At 70.0% G+C, this 15,553-nt stretch carries 13 protein-coding genes, 1 other RNA gene and 1 pseudogene; 9 read left to right on the plus strand and 6 right to left on the minus strand.

All coding sequences use genetic code 11. The features are described 5' to 3' along the window. Positions 1-39: 39 nt before the first annotated feature. A complete protein-coding gene (gene ribA, locus OG787_RS04215; RefSeq protein ID WP_369032247.1) occupies positions 40-711 on the minus strand; it encodes a GTP cyclohydrolase II in 672 nt (223 codons plus the stop codon). 143 nt (positions 712-854) lie between these two features. Between ribA and OG787_RS04220 the strand changes: the two genes are divergently transcribed. Then, positions 855-1,334 carry a MarR family winged helix-turn-helix transcriptional regulator gene (locus OG787_RS04220; RefSeq protein WP_405534321.1) on the plus strand — a complete coding sequence of 160 codons (480 nt, stop codon included), beginning with the start codon at positions 855-857 and terminating at the stop codon, positions 1,332-1,334. 432 nt (positions 1,335-1,766) lie between these two features. On the opposite strand, the gene rnpB is transcribed toward OG787_RS04220, so the two are convergent. The 3 genes and pseudogenes from rnpB to OG787_RS04235 form a co-directional block, all read right to left on the minus strand. Continuing rightward, positions 1,767-2,164: RNase P RNA component class A (gene rnpB, locus OG787_RS04225), an RNA gene on the minus strand. A 449-nt stretch (positions 2,165-2,613) separates the two neighbouring features. Next, positions 2,614-2,973 (minus strand): annotated as a pseudogene (locus OG787_RS04230) (DUF2637 domain-containing protein); the annotation flags it as partial. A gap of 33 nt (positions 2,974-3,006) precedes the next feature. After that, a complete protein-coding gene (locus tag OG787_RS04235) occupies positions 3,007-4,395 on the minus strand; it encodes an AbfB domain-containing protein (RefSeq protein WP_405534322.1) in 1,389 nt (462 codons plus the stop codon). Positions 4,396-4,651: 256 nt separating this feature from the next. Here OG787_RS04235 and OG787_RS04240 point away from each other — a divergent pair, with 256 nt between their 5' ends. From OG787_RS04240 to OG787_RS04255, 4 genes are all read left to right on the plus strand, one after another. Further along, positions 4,652-6,076, plus strand: a complete 1,425-nt coding sequence (locus tag OG787_RS04240; protein WP_405534323.1) for an amidase — start codon at positions 4,652-4,654, stop codon at positions 6,074-6,076. Between the two features lie 21 nt (positions 6,077-6,097). Beyond that, on the plus strand, positions 6,098-6,322 hold the full coding sequence (locus OG787_RS04245; RefSeq protein WP_369032243.1) for a hypothetical protein: 225 nt from the start codon (positions 6,098-6,100) through the stop codon (positions 6,320-6,322). A 155-nt stretch (positions 6,323-6,477) separates the two neighbouring features. Further along, positions 6,478-7,959 (plus strand): flotillin family protein, encoded by a 1,482-nt coding sequence (locus OG787_RS04250; RefSeq protein ID WP_369032242.1) that lies wholly within the window; start codon positions 6,478-6,480, stop codon positions 7,957-7,959. 45 nt (positions 7,960-8,004) lie between these two features. Further along, positions 8,005-8,451, plus strand: coding sequence for a type II toxin-antitoxin system PemK/MazF family toxin (locus OG787_RS04255; protein WP_369032241.1), 447 nt, complete (start codon positions 8,005-8,007; stop codon positions 8,449-8,451). A 77-nt stretch (positions 8,452-8,528) separates the two neighbouring features. Here OG787_RS04255 and OG787_RS04260 read toward each other — a convergent pair whose 3' ends face one another. Then, positions 8,529-9,350 (minus strand): TIGR02452 family protein, encoded by an 822-nt coding sequence (locus OG787_RS04260; RefSeq protein ID WP_405534324.1) that lies wholly within the window; start codon positions 9,348-9,350, stop codon positions 8,529-8,531. A gap of 278 nt (positions 9,351-9,628) precedes the next feature. Here OG787_RS04260 and egtA point away from each other — a divergent pair, with 278 nt between their 5' ends. From egtA to egtD, 4 genes are read left to right on the plus strand one after another with little or no spacing between them, the layout of a single operon-like run. After that, on the plus strand, positions 9,629-10,960 hold the full coding sequence (gene egtA, locus OG787_RS04265) for an ergothioneine biosynthesis glutamate--cysteine ligase EgtA (RefSeq protein WP_405534325.1): 1,332 nt from the start codon (positions 9,629-9,631) through the stop codon (positions 10,958-10,960). Continuing rightward, entirely contained in the window at positions 10,957-12,279 is a 1,323-nt protein-coding gene (gene egtB / locus OG787_RS04270) for an ergothioneine biosynthesis protein EgtB (RefSeq protein ID WP_405534326.1), read from the plus strand. Before egtA ends, egtB begins: the two co-directional genes overlap by 4 nt. Then, positions 12,279-13,079, plus strand: a complete 801-nt coding sequence (gene egtC / locus OG787_RS04275; protein WP_405534327.1) for an ergothioneine biosynthesis protein EgtC — start codon at positions 12,279-12,281, stop codon at positions 13,077-13,079. The genes egtB and egtC overlap by 1 nt, the downstream gene beginning before the upstream one ends. Beyond that, entirely contained in the window at positions 13,076-14,038 is a 963-nt protein-coding gene (egtD, locus tag OG787_RS04280) for an L-histidine N(alpha)-methyltransferase (RefSeq protein ID WP_405534328.1), read from the plus strand. Before egtC ends, egtD begins: the two co-directional genes overlap by 4 nt. Before the next feature lie 36 nt (positions 14,039-14,074). Here the strand turns inward: egtD and OG787_RS04285 are convergent, their stop codons facing one another. Then, the gene (locus tag OG787_RS04285; RefSeq protein ID WP_405534329.1) at positions 14,075-15,529 is read right to left on the minus strand and encodes a glycosyl hydrolase family 28-related protein; all 1,455 of its coding nucleotides are present in this window, start codon (positions 15,527-15,529) and stop codon (positions 14,075-14,077) included. Positions 15,530-15,553 lie beyond the last annotated feature (24 nt).

Consider the following 15,553-nt stretch of genomic DNA (forward strand, 5'->3'; position numbering starts at 1 on the left):
ATGTTTTGCGTTGTGATCCGTGCCGTCTGCGGCGGCAGGTCAGCCGACCAACTCGGCGAGACCGGCTGTTTCGGGCAGCTCGATGGTGTGGTGGGTGTGCCGGATCTTGGCGTGCAGGTAGCGGACATTGCTGTCGGTGGCGAAGACACCGGTGGGCCGGGTGACGCGAACGCTGACGCCCAGCTCCCGCAACTGCCGAGCCTTGTCGGGGTTGTTGGTCAGCAGGTCCAGCTCGGCGATGTCGAGGGCGGTGAGCATCTGGGCGGCTGCGGTGTAGTCGCGGTCGTCCTCGGGCAGGCCGAGCGCGGTGTTGGCCTCGTACGTGTCCAGGCCCGCGTCCTGCAGGGCGTAGGCGTCCAGTTTGTTGTACAGACCGATGCCGCGGCCCTCCTGGCGGAGGTAGAGCAGGACGCCTCCGGTCTCGGCGATGTGCTCCACGGCTTCACGCAGCTGAGGGCCGCAGTCGCAGCGCGTTGAGCCGAACACGTCCCCGGTCAGGCACTCGGAGTGCAGCCGCACCAGCGGTGCCGGGGCCGCCGCCGGGTCGCCGAGGACGAGCGCCACGTGCTCCTTGCCGTCGGCCAGACCACGGAACGTGACGGCCTCTGCGGCAGCCTCATAGCCATCGGCGAAACGCAGCGGGACGGTCACGCGAGTGCGCACCGAAGCACCGGCGAGAAGGGCCTGGCCCGAGGAATGGGTGACGTCCATGACTGCTCCTGCGACGATCGAAGGAACCCGCGAGGTTCAAATTTGAAATGAGACGTCCCGACCATAACGCTAGTTTCAAATTTGAACAACCCTGGGAACGAGTGGTCATGTTCGAATTTGAACGACGGATGTACTGTGGAGGCATGGCCCAACCACCGTGGTTGAACGAGGAAGAGTCGCGAGCCTGGTACGCCTTCGTCGGCGCCGGGGCGCTCATCAACCGACGCCTGGACCAGCAGCTCAAGGAGGACGTGGGGATCACGCACCTCCAGTACGAGATCCTCGTCCGCCTCAACATGGCACCGGACCGCGAGATGCGTATGAGCGGCCTCGCCGACGCGCTGTACAACTCCAAGAGTGGCCTGACGTATCAGATCACCCAGATGGAGAAGAGCGGACTGGTGCTCCGCCGCTGCTGCCCCAGCGACGTACGTGCGGTCTACGCGGTCATCACCGACGCCGGCCGGCGCATGCTGGAGCGTGCGGCCCCCGGCCACGTCGCACTCGTCCGGGAGTTGCTCGTCGACGTACTCACTCCGCAGCAGCTCACGGCCATCGCCGACGGCCTGGGCGAAGTCAACCGCCGCGCACAGGACCAGGAACCGGTCTCCCCCACGCGGTAGGCTCGCCCATTACCCCTCACCCAGTGGCGCCCACTCGTCCGCCGAGAGCTGTCCCGTCGCACAACTCAGGCGCGGTCAACTCCACGATCGCGCCGACAGAGGCATTTGCGTAGAGGGCCAAGAGGGCATCGAGGCTGTTGCCGGCGCGCTGGGCCACCTCGGCCAGCTCCGAGTGAGGGCGGGGGCAGCGCGAGATCGCAGGTTTCGAGCGGAACCCGGTGACAGGTGCGCAACTGATGACCGCTCCATATTCGGTGACCGTCGACTCTCGTCGACCGTGCCGACCATCTCGACATTCTCCCGCAACAGGGCCACCAGGTGCAGCGGGAGCGGCACCACCCTGGTGCCTCCCGGCGACCGACCCTTCAGCCCGCGCTCGTCGGGCAGGCGACCGGTGCCGGGAGCCCCGGGCCTGCAAGAACAGGGCAAAGGAAGACGAGTCGGGCTGTACGCCGGGTTCTGTCGCCCGGTCGCCTCGCGGCGCCCGGGGAGACGGACATCCATCCAGGCCGGCGTTGCCGCCGGCCTCGTGCGGTCTACCCGCGGACTCGCGCGGGCAGCCCTCGAACGTCCGCGCAGAGCGCGCCTCTTACAGCGACTCCTTTTGACCTTGCTCCGGGTGGGGTTTACCTAGCTGCCCAGGTCGCCCTGAGCACTGGTGGTCTCTTACACCACCGTTTCACCCTTACCGAGGATCAGGATCCCCGGCGGTCTGTTTTCTGTGGCACTGTCCCGCGGGTCACCCCGGGTGGCCGTTAGCCATCGCCCTGCCCTGTTGACCACGTTGGTCGCCGACACGGTGAGGCCAATCGGACCGCAGCCCCTCCTCTCCGTCTGTCGGATCGCGCAACGCCTCAGCGTCAATACTGCCCTCCCGGATCCCCCTGACGAGATTGACCAACTGTCTCGACCGGCCGGCGCCGACATGGAGCTCTTTCCGCAGAGTCTCAGCCGACGCGGGACGCTGGTGAACCTCCCGGTGCTGCGCATCAATCACCCGGGCCCGTGCCAGCAGCGGATCGCCACCCTGCCCTGGCTGCCCGTTCACCCTGGCAGGGGTTGCTGTCTCAGGCGGGGCGAGACCGCGATCCTTCGGCACAGCCGGGCGGTGGACAAGGAGTTCCACTGACAACAGCAGGGCGACCGGTGGCCACCCGGCGACCAACACCGGCTTCCACGCCGGAGCCGGGGCCGCCTCGATGTCCGCCGCCAGCGAGACCACGATCCCCAGCAGGAAAGCCGACCACACCGCGCCTCGGGCACGCCGCGTGCCGGGCCCGGTGGGCTTGAGCAGGCCGACCGTCGCCAAGATCGAGAGCCCGTCCACGGACAGCGGCCACAACAAGTCGCTGACACGATCCGCTCCGCCCTGCATCGCGAACGCCCGCTGATGCACGTACGAGGCATACGCAGCGACCCCTGCGACGGTCAGACCGCACAGGGGTCGCACCCGGACATCCGGATCAAGCACGCGCCGACGGTTCCGACGAACTCCGACACCCTCCTCCGACCGAGTCATCACGACCTCGCCCTCGCCCAGCCCGTTGCACATCCATTGCACACTCGGCCGGGAACTCCCGGGAACTCCCGGGAACTCCCGGGAATACGAGGGAACTGGAGGGAAGTGTTCCGCAGCCATCGACGCTCCGCCCCAGGTCAGCAAGGGTCCAGCTCAGGCCCAGGCCGTCACCGGCACGAACGAGCTGTCCTGGCGGAAGGTGTCCGTACCGTCCGTCACGTCCACGCGCAGCTGGTAGTTGTAGTGGCGCAGGAAGTAGCCGGGGTAGTTGTACGACTCGAAGCGGATCGAGCCCGACGTCGTGCCCGTCCGGGCGATGAACGTGGCGTCCTTCGCGAAGGTCGTCGTACCGTCGTTGGCATCGAAGCGGGCGCGGTAGTTGTAGTGGCGGAGGTAGTTGCCCGAACTGTCCCTGAAGGAGTAGCCGTTGGCGTCCGCCAGGCCCGCCACCACCGTGAAGGTGGCCGCCGTCTTGACCGCGCTGGTGCTGGAGCTGGTCACCACGGGGAGGTTGAGCAGCGAGGACTCCACCGTCCAGTACCGCGTCGAGTAGTTGACCGACTGGAAGGAGCGCGTGACGCCCTTCGACAGGGTCGGGCCGCCGCTGACCGTCTCCTTGATGACGGTGAAGTGGCGTGCCGTGCCGGACACCACGGGCAGTGCCTTGGGCGCGGTCCAGGTGGCGAACGTGTCGTAGCTGTCGCTGTAGTAGTAGTACCCGTCGCCGTAGCCGTCGAAGAAGATCCGCCAGCCGCCGTTGTCGAGCTGGATCACGGACGGGCCCTCGCGATAGCTGCCCCAGCCGGCCCAGTTGCCGGTCTTCGAGATCGTGTAGGGCCCGGCGAGGCTGGTCGCGGTGGCGTACTCGATGTACTTCGTCGTCTCGTTCTTCGTGAAGGCGTGGTAGGTCGAGCCGTTCTTCACGATGTACGTGTCGATGTGGTTCGAGCCGATGCCGGACAGGGCGACCGGTGAACTCCACGCGGTGAGCGCGCTGTTGGTCGCCTTGAGCAGATACGGGGTGAAGATCCACTCGTCGCTGGTGACCGAGCAGGACACGATGACGTTCACGCTGCCGTCGCTGTCGACGAACCACTCGGGCGCCCACGCGCGGGAGAGGTTGGTGATCGGGACCGTGTAGTCGTACAGGAAGGTCCAGTTGACGCGGTCCGTGCTGCGGGCGAAGCCGATGGTGGTGCTGGTGTCCTGCCAGGTGTGCGTGGTGTAGGTGACGTAGTAGTAGCCGTTGGTGTGCTTGAACACGCTCGCGTCGCGGATGCGGTTGCTGGGCGGGGTGTAGGCCGAGGACTGCACGAGCCGGAAGTCGGTGGCGTCGTCGGACTGGTAGACGTTCACCGTGCCGTCGTTGCTGTTGAGGAACGGCACGATGGTGTAACGCGTTGCGGAGCCACTGGGCGGGGCCGCCGCGGCGGCGGTGCCGAGCAGTCCGGGGAATTCACCCAGGACGAGCGCGGAAGCGGGCAGAGCGGCCAGCGCGCGCAGGAGGCTGCGGCGGGAGGGGGTGGGGCGGGGTCTGGTCACGAGCGGCTCCTTGACGATCCGACCGACGGCTCTCCACGTTCGAGATTGCGAACGCAGTTCGGTAAATCGGTCAGACCGTAGGTCCGAGTCGTGCGCACGTCAATACTTCCGACACGCTCCGGACCTGTGAACTTCCGCCTGGCCGCGCCACATTCGACATACCGCACCGCGCCGCCGCGCCAGCCGTTACCGTTCGGTAGGAAGCTGTGAAATCGCTATGGGGAACACACCGCCGCAGCGCGACGGAGGTGTCCGTATGACTGCCGAGCGTGCCGCCGGACTCGCGGAGTGCGCCCGTGCGCTGGCCGCCGGCGAGGTGACCTCGCGGACGCTCGTCGAGCAGACCCTCGCCCGGATCGGGGCGAGCCAGCCCTCCCTCAACGCCTTCCGGCTCGTGCGGGCCGAGGCGGCGCTCGCCGAAGCCGACGCCGCCGACCGGGAGTTGGCGGCGGGCGGGCGCCGGCCGCTGCTCGGCGTCCCGGTGGCCGTGAAGGACGACACGGACGTGGCGGGCGAGCCGACCGCGTTCGGCTGCCCCGGCGAGTTCCCGCCGGTGGCCGAGGACGGCGAGGCGGTACGGCGGCTGCGCGCGGCCGGTGCGATCGTCGTCGGCAAGACCAACACCTGCGAGCTGGGCCAGTGGCCCTTCACCGAGGGCCCCGCCTTCGGCGCCACCCGCAACCCCTGGCACCAGGGCCACACCCCGGGCGGCTCGTCCGGCGGTTCGGCCGCCGCCGTCGCCGCCGGCCTGGTTCCCGCCGCCCTCGGCTCGGACGGCGCCGGCTCGGTGCGCATCCCCGCCTCCTGGACCCAGCTGATCGGCATCAAGCCGCAGCGCGGACGCGTCTCGACCTGGCCGCGCCCCGAGTCCTTCCAGGGCATCACGGTCAACGGCACCCTGGCCCGTACGGTCGCGGACGCGGCCCTCCTCCTGGACGCGGCGAGCGGCAACCATGTACGGGACCTGCACCAGCCGCCGTCGATCAGCGCATCGGAGGCGGCAGGCCGCGACCCCGGGCGGCTGCGCATCGCGCTCTCCCTCAAACCGCCGTTCACCGCGCTGCCCGCCCGGCTCCAGCCCGACGTACGGGCCAGGATCGTCCAACTCGCGGAGAAACTTGCCTCGTTGGGCCACACGGTGGAGGAGGCCAACCCCGCGTACGGGCAGATCGGGCTCACTTTCATCCCCCGCGCCACCGCCGGTCTCGCCGAGCGGGTCCGCGAGGCCCCGTTCCCCGCGCTCCTGGACCGGCGCACCCGGGACGCCGCCCGGCTGGGCCGGCTGCTCGGCGGGCCCCCGCTGCGGCTGGCCCGGCGTGCGGAGTCCGCTTTGCAGCGGCGGATCGGCGCCTTGTTCTCCTCGTACGACGTGATCCTCGCGCCGACCACGGCCGCTCCCCCGCCGCGCATCGGGGCGATGCTGCCGCTGAACGGGTTCGCGACCGACCGCGCGATGATCGCCGCCTGTCCGTACGCCTGGCCGTGGAACGTGCTGGGCTGGCCCGGGGTGAACGTCCCGGCCGGGTTCGTGGGCGAAGGGCTGCCGGTGGGCGCCCAGTTGCTCGGTCCGGCGAACAGTGAGCCGCTGCTCGTCTCGCTGGCCGCGCAGTTGGAGGCCGACCTGCGCTGGCACGAGCGGTGGCCGCCGTTCGAACCCGTCGCCGACTCGGCAGCGGCATAAGGGGGTTTCGGCCCGTACGCTGTGACCATGGACGACGCGCCGATGGTCGGCTTGATGGGGCGGGTGACCGGCACGATCGGACCGGGGCTGGTCGGCGAGGTGATCGTCCGGGTGCGCGGCGGGGCCGAGCACTTCCTGGCGTACCCGGCCGCCGCGCAGGACCGTATCGAGCGGGGGACGGTGGTGATGGTCGTGGAGTATCTGCCGCCGCGGACCGTCTACGTCACCGCCGCGTACGACAGTTGAGTCCGGCCGGGCACACCGGGTGACCGATTCGTCTGCGGATGATCACGTGTGCGTCAAACTTGCAACAAGGATTCGTCAGCTTCTGTACCCCTGCCCCGCGCAGGAGCACCCTTGCCTTCGTTCGGTGCCGAAAGGGCACCATGCAAAGGGGGCGTATGCCGATGTTCGTCGGCGTCGTTGCGGGGATCGCGGTAGCCGGGATCCTCGTGCTCATCGGTGTGTTCAAGATGATGTGGCGGGTCGCTGAACCCAACGAGGCACTCATCATCTCCGGTTCCAAGCACAGGACCGAAGGCCTTGAGGAAGGCATGGGGTTCCGGATCGTCACGGGGCGCGGCACCCTCGTGCTGCCCGGGATGCAGGCGGTGCGCAAGATCTCGCTCGATCTGAACGAGACCGAACTGCACGTGGACTGCGTGACCACCCAGGGAATTCCGCTCAAGGTGCGGGGCGTGGTCATCTTCAAGGTGGGCGACGACTTCGTGTCGATCGCCAACGCGGGCCGCCGTTTCCTCGACCAGCAGAAGATGATGGCGGAGCGGGTGCACAACGTGTTCGCCGGTCATCTGCGGTCCATCGTCGGCGGGTTGACCGTCGAGGAGATGATCCGCGACCGGGAGAAGCTCACCGGGCAGACCCGGGCCGCGTGCGGGACCGAGATGGAGAAGCTCGGGCTGATCGTCGACTCTCTCCAGATCCACGAGATCGAGGACCCGACCGGGTACATCAAGAACCTCGCCATGCCGCACGCCGCCGCCGTCCAGCGGGACGCGCGGATCGCGCAGGCCGAGGCCAACCGACTCGCCACCGAGGCCGAACAGAAGGCCGCGGCCCGGATGTCGGAGGCCACCCGCGACAGCGAGATCCTCCAGGCCGGGTACCAGGCGGAGCGCGACAAGGCGGCGGCGAAGGCCCGCCAGGCCGGACCCCTCGCGGATGCCGCCGCCCGGCAGGACGTCGTCGTCCAGGAGACCCGTATCGCCGAACTCGACGCCCTGCGCCGGGAACAGCAGCTCCAGGCGGACGTCCGCAAGCCGGCGGACGCGCAGGCCTACGAGACGCGGGCGCGGGCCGAGGCCGAGCGTGACGCGCGTATCTCGGCGGCGCAGGCCAAGGCCAAGGAGACCGAACTCGCGGCCCTGGCCGAGGCGAACCGGGTCAAGACGGCCGCGACCGCCGAGGCCGAGGCGACCAAGGCACGGGGTGCGGCCGCCGCGATGGCGACCAAGGCCACCGGTGAGGCCGAGGCTGCTGCATCGCAGGCCAAGGGCCTCGCCGCCGCCGAGGCCACTCGCGCACAAGGGCTCGCGGAGGCGGAGGCCATCAAGGCGCGGGCCGCGGCTCTCGCGGAGAACCAGGAGGCCGTGGTCGCCCAGCAACTCGCCGAGAACTGGCCGGAGATCGTGAAGGCCGGTGCGTCCGCGTTCGGCAGCGTGGACAACATGGTGGTGCTCAACGGGGCGGATGGCATGGCGGAGATGCTTGCCAAGGCGCTCACGATGGGCGGTACCGGGCTGGGGCTGGCGCGACAGCTACTCGCGTCCATGAACCAGAACGGGCAGGCGGTGAACGGGACTTCGGCGCTGAACGGGGTGGCGGGTCCTGAAGTGCAGAAGGTGGCGGTGGAGAAGGACTAGGGGTGATGCGTGGAAGGGCAGTCCGCAGGCTCTAACGTGAGCCTCGTGACTGCCTTTCCCGATGCCGATGTTCCGGGGCGTTTTGGCCCCTCCGCCACCACCGAGGCCGATCCTCGCGATGTGGGGCGGGTGCGTACGGAGTACTCGCCCGCCCACGACGGGGATCCCGATCCCGGGGAGATCGTGTGGACCTGGGTGCCTTTTGAGGAGAACGACGGGAGGGGCAAGGACCGGCCCGTCCTTGTTGTCGCTCGGGAGGCTGCCGGGACGTTTCTTGCCGTGCAGCTGTCCAGTAAGCGGCATGACGGGGATCGGGAGTGGGTCGCCATTGGGAGCGGGCCATGGGATCGGACCGGGCGCGATTCCTGGGTTGATGTGGATCGGGTGCTGCGGCTGTTCGAGGACGGGATGCGGCGGGAGGCTTGTGCGTTGGATCGTATGCGGTTCAACTCTGTTGTTCGGCGGTTGCAGGAGCGGTATGGGTGGCGGTGAGGTCTGGTTGTTCGTCGGGTGCGCGCCGGTGGGGGCTGGTCGCGCAGTTCCCCGCGCCCCTAAAAGCCGGCCTCGCCCTAGGGGGCGCTCACTCCAGCGAACATGTGTTCAAATGCGGTCCTTGTCGTCGCGGCCCTCGTGCGGTCCAGGATCGCGAAGACCACCCTCTCGAATCTGCCCTCGAAACGGCCGCCCACCAGCAGGTCTCTGAACGTTTCCGCCACGGTGCGCGGGTCGTTCTGGAAGACTCCGCAGCCCCATGCGCCCAGGACCAGGCGTTGGTAGCCCTCTGTCGCTGCCGTTTCCAGGACCCGTTCCGCCCTGCTCGCCAGGGCGCCCGGGATTTTTGAGGTTCGCTCCGGGGTCGTGCGTCGGATCACTCCCGCGTTCGGGGCCGCCGAGGTCAGGAAGCCCGCCGTGTGCGGGGTGTCCAGGAGGTGGCCCCGGTCGTCCCGGAAGATCGGGACCTCGGGTGAATGGATGACGCGGTCCGTGTAGAACGGGTCGCGGTGGGTGCGGTGGTGGTCGTAGAACTCGCGCACCTCCAGCAGGCAGGTGTACAGCGCCGAGGCCCGGCACAGGGCCTCTTCCTGGGCCTGGGCGCCGTTCAGGTAGCCGCCGCCCGGGTTGCGGGCCGAGGAGAAGTTCAGGACCGCCACCGGGCCGGGGAGGCGGCGTGCCGCCTCCAGGCTGCTCTCGCCGGTGACCTCGAAGGCCGTGGCGAGGGGTGCGGGTGCCGGGGGGACATCCAGCGAGGCCGGGCCGTACAGGCGTGTGCCCGCTCGGGCGGCCTTGATCGCCGCGGCGAGTCGTACCTCGCGTCCGTCGGACGCTCGGTAGGAACCGGCCGCGACGATCTCCTCCGTACCACGGGCGAGGTCACGCAGGCGGGCGCTCATGGCGCCACCCCCGTGTGCGCCATGACCGTGCCTGGTACTCGCTCCCCCGCCGTGCTCATGCAGGCATCGTGGGTGATGCTGGACATGCGGTGCAACAGAGTTTCCCGGGTCGGCGAACGGCCCGGAAACACCACGGAAACGGAGATCCACCGTCCCGTAAGTGCCCATGTGCACCCTTGTGCGATTCGGCGCGAGGGGTTTGGGTGGGACGAGCGTTGCCTGACCGGCCCACCCGAAGCCGGGCCGGCGGCATGGTGGAATCTCAGGAGGATCCCTACATGTCCGATGCGTCCACTGCCACTTCGGCGAGTGGCTGTACCAAACGCCGCACCGCCCTCTCCGAGGCCGAGGTCGAAGCCCTCGTCCGGGGAATCTGTTTCAAGACCGGACCACCTCGTACCCTCGGCGTCGAGGTGGAATGGCTCGTCCATGAGCTGCGGCAGCCGCAGCTCCCCGTGACACCCGCACGGCTCGAAGCGGCCTACGCTTCCCTGCGGACCCTGCCTCTCAGGTCGGCGCTCACCGTCGAACCGGGCGGTCAGCTGGAACTCAGTTCCGCTCCCGCCGACACCCTGATGGAGTGCATCGGATCCGTCTCCGCCGACCTGGACGCCGTCCGCGCCGTACTGCGCGAGGACGGTCTCGGCCTGGTCGGCATCGGCCAGGACCCTTGGCACCCGCCCAGGCGTTTCCTGCACGAGCCGCGCTACGACGCCCTGGAGCGCTCCCTCGACCTCACCGGCCCGGCAGGCCGCGCCATGATGTGCACCTCGGCCTCCGTGCAGGTGTGTCTCGACGCCGGTAACGAGGAGCCGGGGCCTCTCGGGCACGGACGGCGCTGGTGGCTCGCGCATCAGCTCGGCGCGGTCCTCGTGGCCGCCTTCGCCAACTCCCCGCTCGCCGTGCGCCATCCCACCGGCTGGCGTTCCACCCGGCAGGTGCTGTGGATGGAGATCGGCGCCGGACGGGCGGGCGCGCCCGCTCTGGACGCCGACCCTCGCCACGCGTGGGCCGAGCACGTGCTCGACGCCCCGGTGATGTGCATACGACGGGACAGCGGGCCCTGGGACGTGCCGGAGGACGGGCTGACGTTCCGGGAGTGGATCCGGTCCGGGGTGCCCCGGCCGCCGACGCAGGAGGATCTCGACTACCACCTGACGACCCTGTTCCCGCCGGTCAGACCGCGGGGCCATCTCGAACTGCGCATGATCGACGCGCAGCCGGGCGACGACGGCTGGATCGTCCCGCTCGCCGTCACGGCGGCGCTCTTCGACGACCCCGAGGCGGCCGAGCGGGCCTACCGGGCGGTCAAGCCGCTCGCCGAGCGCACCCAGTCACTGCCCGCCCCGCACAACCCGCTGTGGGCCGACGCGGCCCGCTACGGACTGACCGACCCGGAGCTGCACGAGGTGGCCGTCGTCTGTTTCTCGGCCGCCCTGGAGGCACTGCCCCGGATGGGCGCGAGCCAGGAGGTCGTCGGCGCTGTCGCCGCGTACCTCGACCGCTATGTCATACCGGGTCGTTGCCCCGCCGACGACCTGCTCGACCGCCTGGGCGGCACGGACCGGCGTGCGCACGGGACCTCGTACGGGAAGGATCTCCGCACATGACCGACCCCGCCCTGGATCCGGAGACACTCCGGGAGCGTGCCCTGGCGGCGCTCACCACCGCGCGGGCGCGAACCGCGCTCCTCACCACCGTGGACGATCCCGAACTCACCGCCCAGCACTCGCCGTTGATGTCCCCGCTGGTGTGGGACCTCGCGCACATCGGCAACCAGGAGGAGATGTGGCTGCTGCGGGCGGTCGCCGGGCGGGAGCCGATGCGGCCCGAGATCGACGGCCTGTACGACGCCTTCGAGCACTCGCGCGCCGAACGGCCCTCGCTGCCGCTGCTGCCACCCGACGAGGCCCGTAAGTACGCGGCGGAGGTGCGCGGCCGGGCCCTGGACGTGCTGGAGAGCGCCGCGTTCGAGGGAACGGGCGCACGGCTGACCGAGGCCGGGTTCGCCTTCGGGATGATCGCCCAGCACGAACAGCAGCACGACGAGACGATGCTGATCACCCATCAGCTGAGGAAGGGACCGGCGGTGCTCCATGCCCCCGATCCCGCTCCCGCTCCCCTGTTCACAGGTCCGGCCGAAGTCCTGGTCCCCGGTGGGCCGTTCATCATGGGCACCTCCGCCGAGCCATGGGCCCTGGACAACGAACGACCCGCGCACCGGAGGGAAGTGGCGTCCTTCTTCATCGACACGACCCCGGTCACGAACGCCGCCTATCAGGCGTTCATCGCGGCCGGCGGCTACGACGACCCGCGCTGGTGGACACCGGACGGCTGGGCACACATCCGCCAACACTCGCTGTACGCACCGCAGTTCTGGTTCCGGGACGGCGGGCAGTGGCTGCGGCGGCGGTTCGGGGTCACCGAGGTGGTACCGCCCGACGAGCCCGTCGTGCACGTCTGCTGGTACGAGGCGGACGCGTACGCCCGCTGGGCCGGGCGCCGGCTGCCCACCGAGGAGGAGTGGGAGAAGGCCGCCCGGCACGACCCGGCGACCGGCCGCTCGACGCGCTACCCGTGGGGCGACACCGACCCCGGGCCCGAGCACGCGAACCTCGGTCAGCGGCATCTGCGGCCGGCGCCCGCCGGTTCGTATCCGGCCGGTGAATCGCCGCTCGGGGTACGGCAGTTGATCGGTGACGTGTGGGAGTGGACGGCGAGCGACTTCGCGCCGTACCCGGGGTTCAGCATGTTCCCGTACAAGGAGTACTCGGAGGTGTTCTTCGGGCCCGAGTACAAGGTGCTGCGCGGCGGTTCGTTCGCCGTGGACGCGGTGGCCTGCCGGGGTACGTTCCGCAACTGGGACTATCCGATCCGGCGGCAGATCTTCTCCGGGTTCCGCACCGCCCGCACCCCGGAGGCCGTCTGATGTGCCGTCAACTCGCCTATCTGGGGCCTCCGGAGGCGATCGGCAGCCTCGTCGTGGAGCCGCCGCACGGGGTGTACCGGCAGTCGTGGGCGCCCCGGCACCAGCGGTACGGCACCGTCAACGCCGATGGTTTCGGGGTCGGTTGGTACGCCGAGGGCGATCCGGTACCGGCCCGCTACCGGCGTACCGGGCCCGTCTGGGCGGACCCGTCCTTCGCCGACCTCGCCCGGGTCGTACGTACCGGCGCGCTGCTCGCCGCCGTACGGGACGCGACGGTGGCGGGCGCCGACGGGGAGGCAGCGGCGGCGCCGTTCGCCGCCGGTGCCTGGCTGTTCGGGCACAACGGGGCGGTGAAGGGCTGGCCGGGGTCGCTCGCGCCGCTCGTACAGGCGCTGCCCGCCGAGGAGTTGCTGTCGATGGAGGCGCGCTGCGACTCGGCGTTCGTGTGGGCGCTGGTGCTGCACCGGCTGCGTGCCGGTGACGATGTCGGGCAGGCGCTGGCCCGGACGGTCCTGGAGGTCGCCGAGGCGGCCCCCGGGTCCCGGCTCAACCTGCTGCTCACCGACGGCACGACGATCGCCGCGACCACCTGGGGCGACACGCTCTTCCACCTCACCGGGCCAGGACCGCGCACGGTCGTGGCCTCCGAACCGTACGACGACGATCCCCGCTGGCAGGAGGTACCCGACCGCACCCTCGTCATCGCGAGCCGCACCGAGGTACGGCTCACCCCGCTCCAGGACTTGAGCGACACGAGCGGCGACATGGCATCCGTACCACCCGAGGAGCTTCGTACGTGAGTCCGTTCCTGGTCACCCGCACCCTGCCCGAGGACGCCACGGAGGCCGCCCTGCGCGCCGACGTTCTCCACGGGCTCACCCGCACACCCAAGACACTCCCGCCGAAGTGGTTCTACGACGCGCACGGCAGCGAACTCTTCGATCAGATCACCGAGTTGGACGAGTACTACCCGACCCGGGCCGAGCGCGAGATCCTCGTCGCGCGGGCCGGGGAGATCGCCGCCGTGACCGGTGCGCGCACGCTGGTCGAGCTGGGTTCCGGCTCGTCGGAGAAGACGCGGTACCTGCTGGACGCGCTGACGGAGCTGGAGACCTATGTCCCGGTCGACGTCAGTGAGAGCGCGCTGCGGCAGGCCGGCGAGGCGCTGATCGCCGAGCGGCCGGGGCTCGGTGTGCACGCCCTGATCGCCGACTTCACCGGCGGTCTGGCGCTGCCTGGCACGCCCGGGCCCCGGCTGGTGGCGTTCCTCGGCGGCACGATCGGCAATCTGCTGCCCGCCGAGCGGGCCGGCTTCCTGTCCTCGGTCCGCGCCCTGCTGTCGCCGGGCGACGCGCTGCTGCTCGGCACGGACCTGGTCAAGGACGCGTCGGTGCTGGTCCCGGCGTACGACGACGCGGCGGGGGTGACGGCCGCGTTCAACAAGAACGTACTGACCGTCGTCAACCGCGAGTTGGGCGCCGACTTCGACCCCGACGCCTTCGAGCACGTGGCGCTGTGGGACTCGGAGAACGAGTGGATCGAGATGCGGCTGCGCTCGCTCACCGAGCAGACCGTGAAGATCCCCGCACTCGATCTCGCCGTGGACTTCGCGGCGGGCGAGGAACTGCGTACGGAGGTGTCGGCGAAGTTCCGGAAGGAGGGTGTGGGCGCCGAACTGGCCGCTGCCGGACTGGAGTTGCGGCACTGGTGGACGGACGGCGCGGACCGCTTCGCGCTGTCGCTGAGCGTGGTGCGCTGACGGCTCGGCTCACCGCGGGCCGGCGTCCGGAACGCATCACCCGCCGGCCGCCGGCGCCGCGGAGGGCGGCGGGCTCGGGGTGGGCGGGGCGGCATCAGCGGCGGGCGGCGGCGGGCTCCCGGGTGCCACCGGGCTGGTCGTGGAGCCCGGGCCGCCGGGGTCGGCCTGCGTGGGCGTGTCGTCGGTGCGGGGGACGTCCAGGCAGTCGACGAAGCTGACGAAGTCGGTGCTGTCGGCGACCACGAACGCGCTCACCGCGTGGCTGCGCAGCAGGCACATGTCGTAGCGGGCGACGGCCGACAGGGGATGCCGCCGGCCGTCGGTCCGGTATTCGTGGTGGCCCACCAACTGGCAGGAGTCGTAGCGGATCAACGGCCCTCGCGGCCCCACCGAGTAGCGGTGCGGGCGCACGTCGGCGGAGAAGTCCCGGAAGGCGTTCCCGGTGTCGTCGCAGTCGCTGAAGTGGATCGTTCCGCTCCTCCATTCGCTGTCGATGATCCGCACGTTCGGGTTGCGCACCTCGAACCGGATGTCCTGGGCGTGGAACCGCTGCACCGAGTCATGGTGCTGGGCGACGGGGAAGCGGAAGAACGTGCTGCTGACGCCGTACTCCTCGGTGCTCACCGGGCGGGTGCCGGTGATGATGTACGAGCCGCCCCGGCAGGTGATCGATCCGCCGTAGGGGAACTCGAGGAAGTTGCCCCACTCGTACTCAACCTTCATGTCGGTGAACCAGTAGTTGAGGAACTGGTCCTGGTCGTTGGCGTCCGCCTGCCCGCGCCGGGTCAGACCCGAGTACAGGAAGGCCCGGCGGTAGCTGCCGCCGACCCGGCACGCCTCCCACCGCATCTCCGAGTTGGTGTCCGTACCCTCCAGGGCGAGCCCGAACTCCCACTCCCCCATCCACTCGCACTCGGAGAACCGGTAGTCCTGCGCCTGCCCGGTGGAGTACGAGCTGAAGAAGGAGGCACCCGGTGTGGCCGAGCGGAACTGCATGCGCTCGAAGGAGACGTTCGACCAGATGTCCTCGTTGCGGCACAGATAGGAGCCCGGGCCGGCATTCGGGCGGAAGACGAGGGTGGTCATACGCTTGCCCGCCCCGACGAAGCGCAGCCCGTTGGCCGGCCGCAGCGGAGCGACTCCGTTCATCAGCGCGTTCGGACGCGTGATGAGGAACTCGCCGGCGGGAATCCAGATCACCGTGCGTCCGACGCCGCCGGAGACCTGGGTGGCGGCGAGACGGTAGGCACGCTCGAACGCCGCGCTGTCGTCGGTCCGTCCGTCGCCCACCGCGCCGAGCTGCGTCACATCGATCACTCGGAGCAGCGGGTCGCCGGAGGGACGCCCTCGCCAGGGTTCAAAGGGGCCGCCCGGTGGGGCGGGAGTGCCCTCCGGCCCCACGGCGGCGGATGCACTGTGGGCTGTCAGGGCCGTCGCGGCCAGCACCGTCGCTCCGCCACGCAGAAGTTGACGACGGCTCACACGAGACATGGAGCCTCCCCTTTCTGCCATGAT

This window comes from Streptomyces sp. NBC_00075 (genome assembly GCF_045041225.1).
Classification (GTDB): Bacteria; Actinomycetota; Actinomycetes; order Streptomycetales; family Streptomycetaceae; genus Streptomyces; species Streptomyces adonidis.

Coding starts and splice junctions, on each gene's coding strand:
- ribA (WP_369032247.1), bottom strand. CDS start 711: ATGGACGTCACCCATTCCTCGGGCCAGGCCCTTCTCGCCGGTGCTTCG.
- OG787_RS04220 (WP_405534321.1), top strand. CDS start 855: ATGGCCCAACCACCGTGGTTGAACGAGGAAGAGTCGCGAGCCTGGTAC.
- OG787_RS04240 (WP_405534323.1), top strand. CDS start 4,652: ATGACTGCCGAGCGTGCCGCCGGACTCGCGGAGTGCGCCCGTGCGCTG.
- OG787_RS04250 (WP_369032242.1), top strand. CDS start 6,478: ATGCCGATGTTCGTCGGCGTCGTTGCGGGGATCGCGGTAGCCGGGATC.
- OG787_RS04260 (WP_405534324.1), bottom strand. CDS start 9,350: ATGAGCGCCCGCCTGCGTGACCTCGCCCGTGGTACGGAGGAGATCGTC.
- egtA (WP_405534325.1), top strand. CDS start 9,629: ATGTCCGATGCGTCCACTGCCACTTCGGCGAGTGGCTGTACCAAACGC.
- egtB (WP_405534326.1), top strand. CDS start 10,957: ATGACCGACCCCGCCCTGGATCCGGAGACACTCCGGGAGCGTGCCCTG.
- egtC (WP_405534327.1), top strand. CDS start 12,279: ATGTGCCGTCAACTCGCCTATCTGGGGCCTCCGGAGGCGATCGGCAGC.
- OG787_RS04285 (WP_405534329.1), bottom strand. CDS start 15,529: ATGTCTCGTGTGAGCCGTCGTCAACTTCTGCGTGGCGGAGCGACGGTG.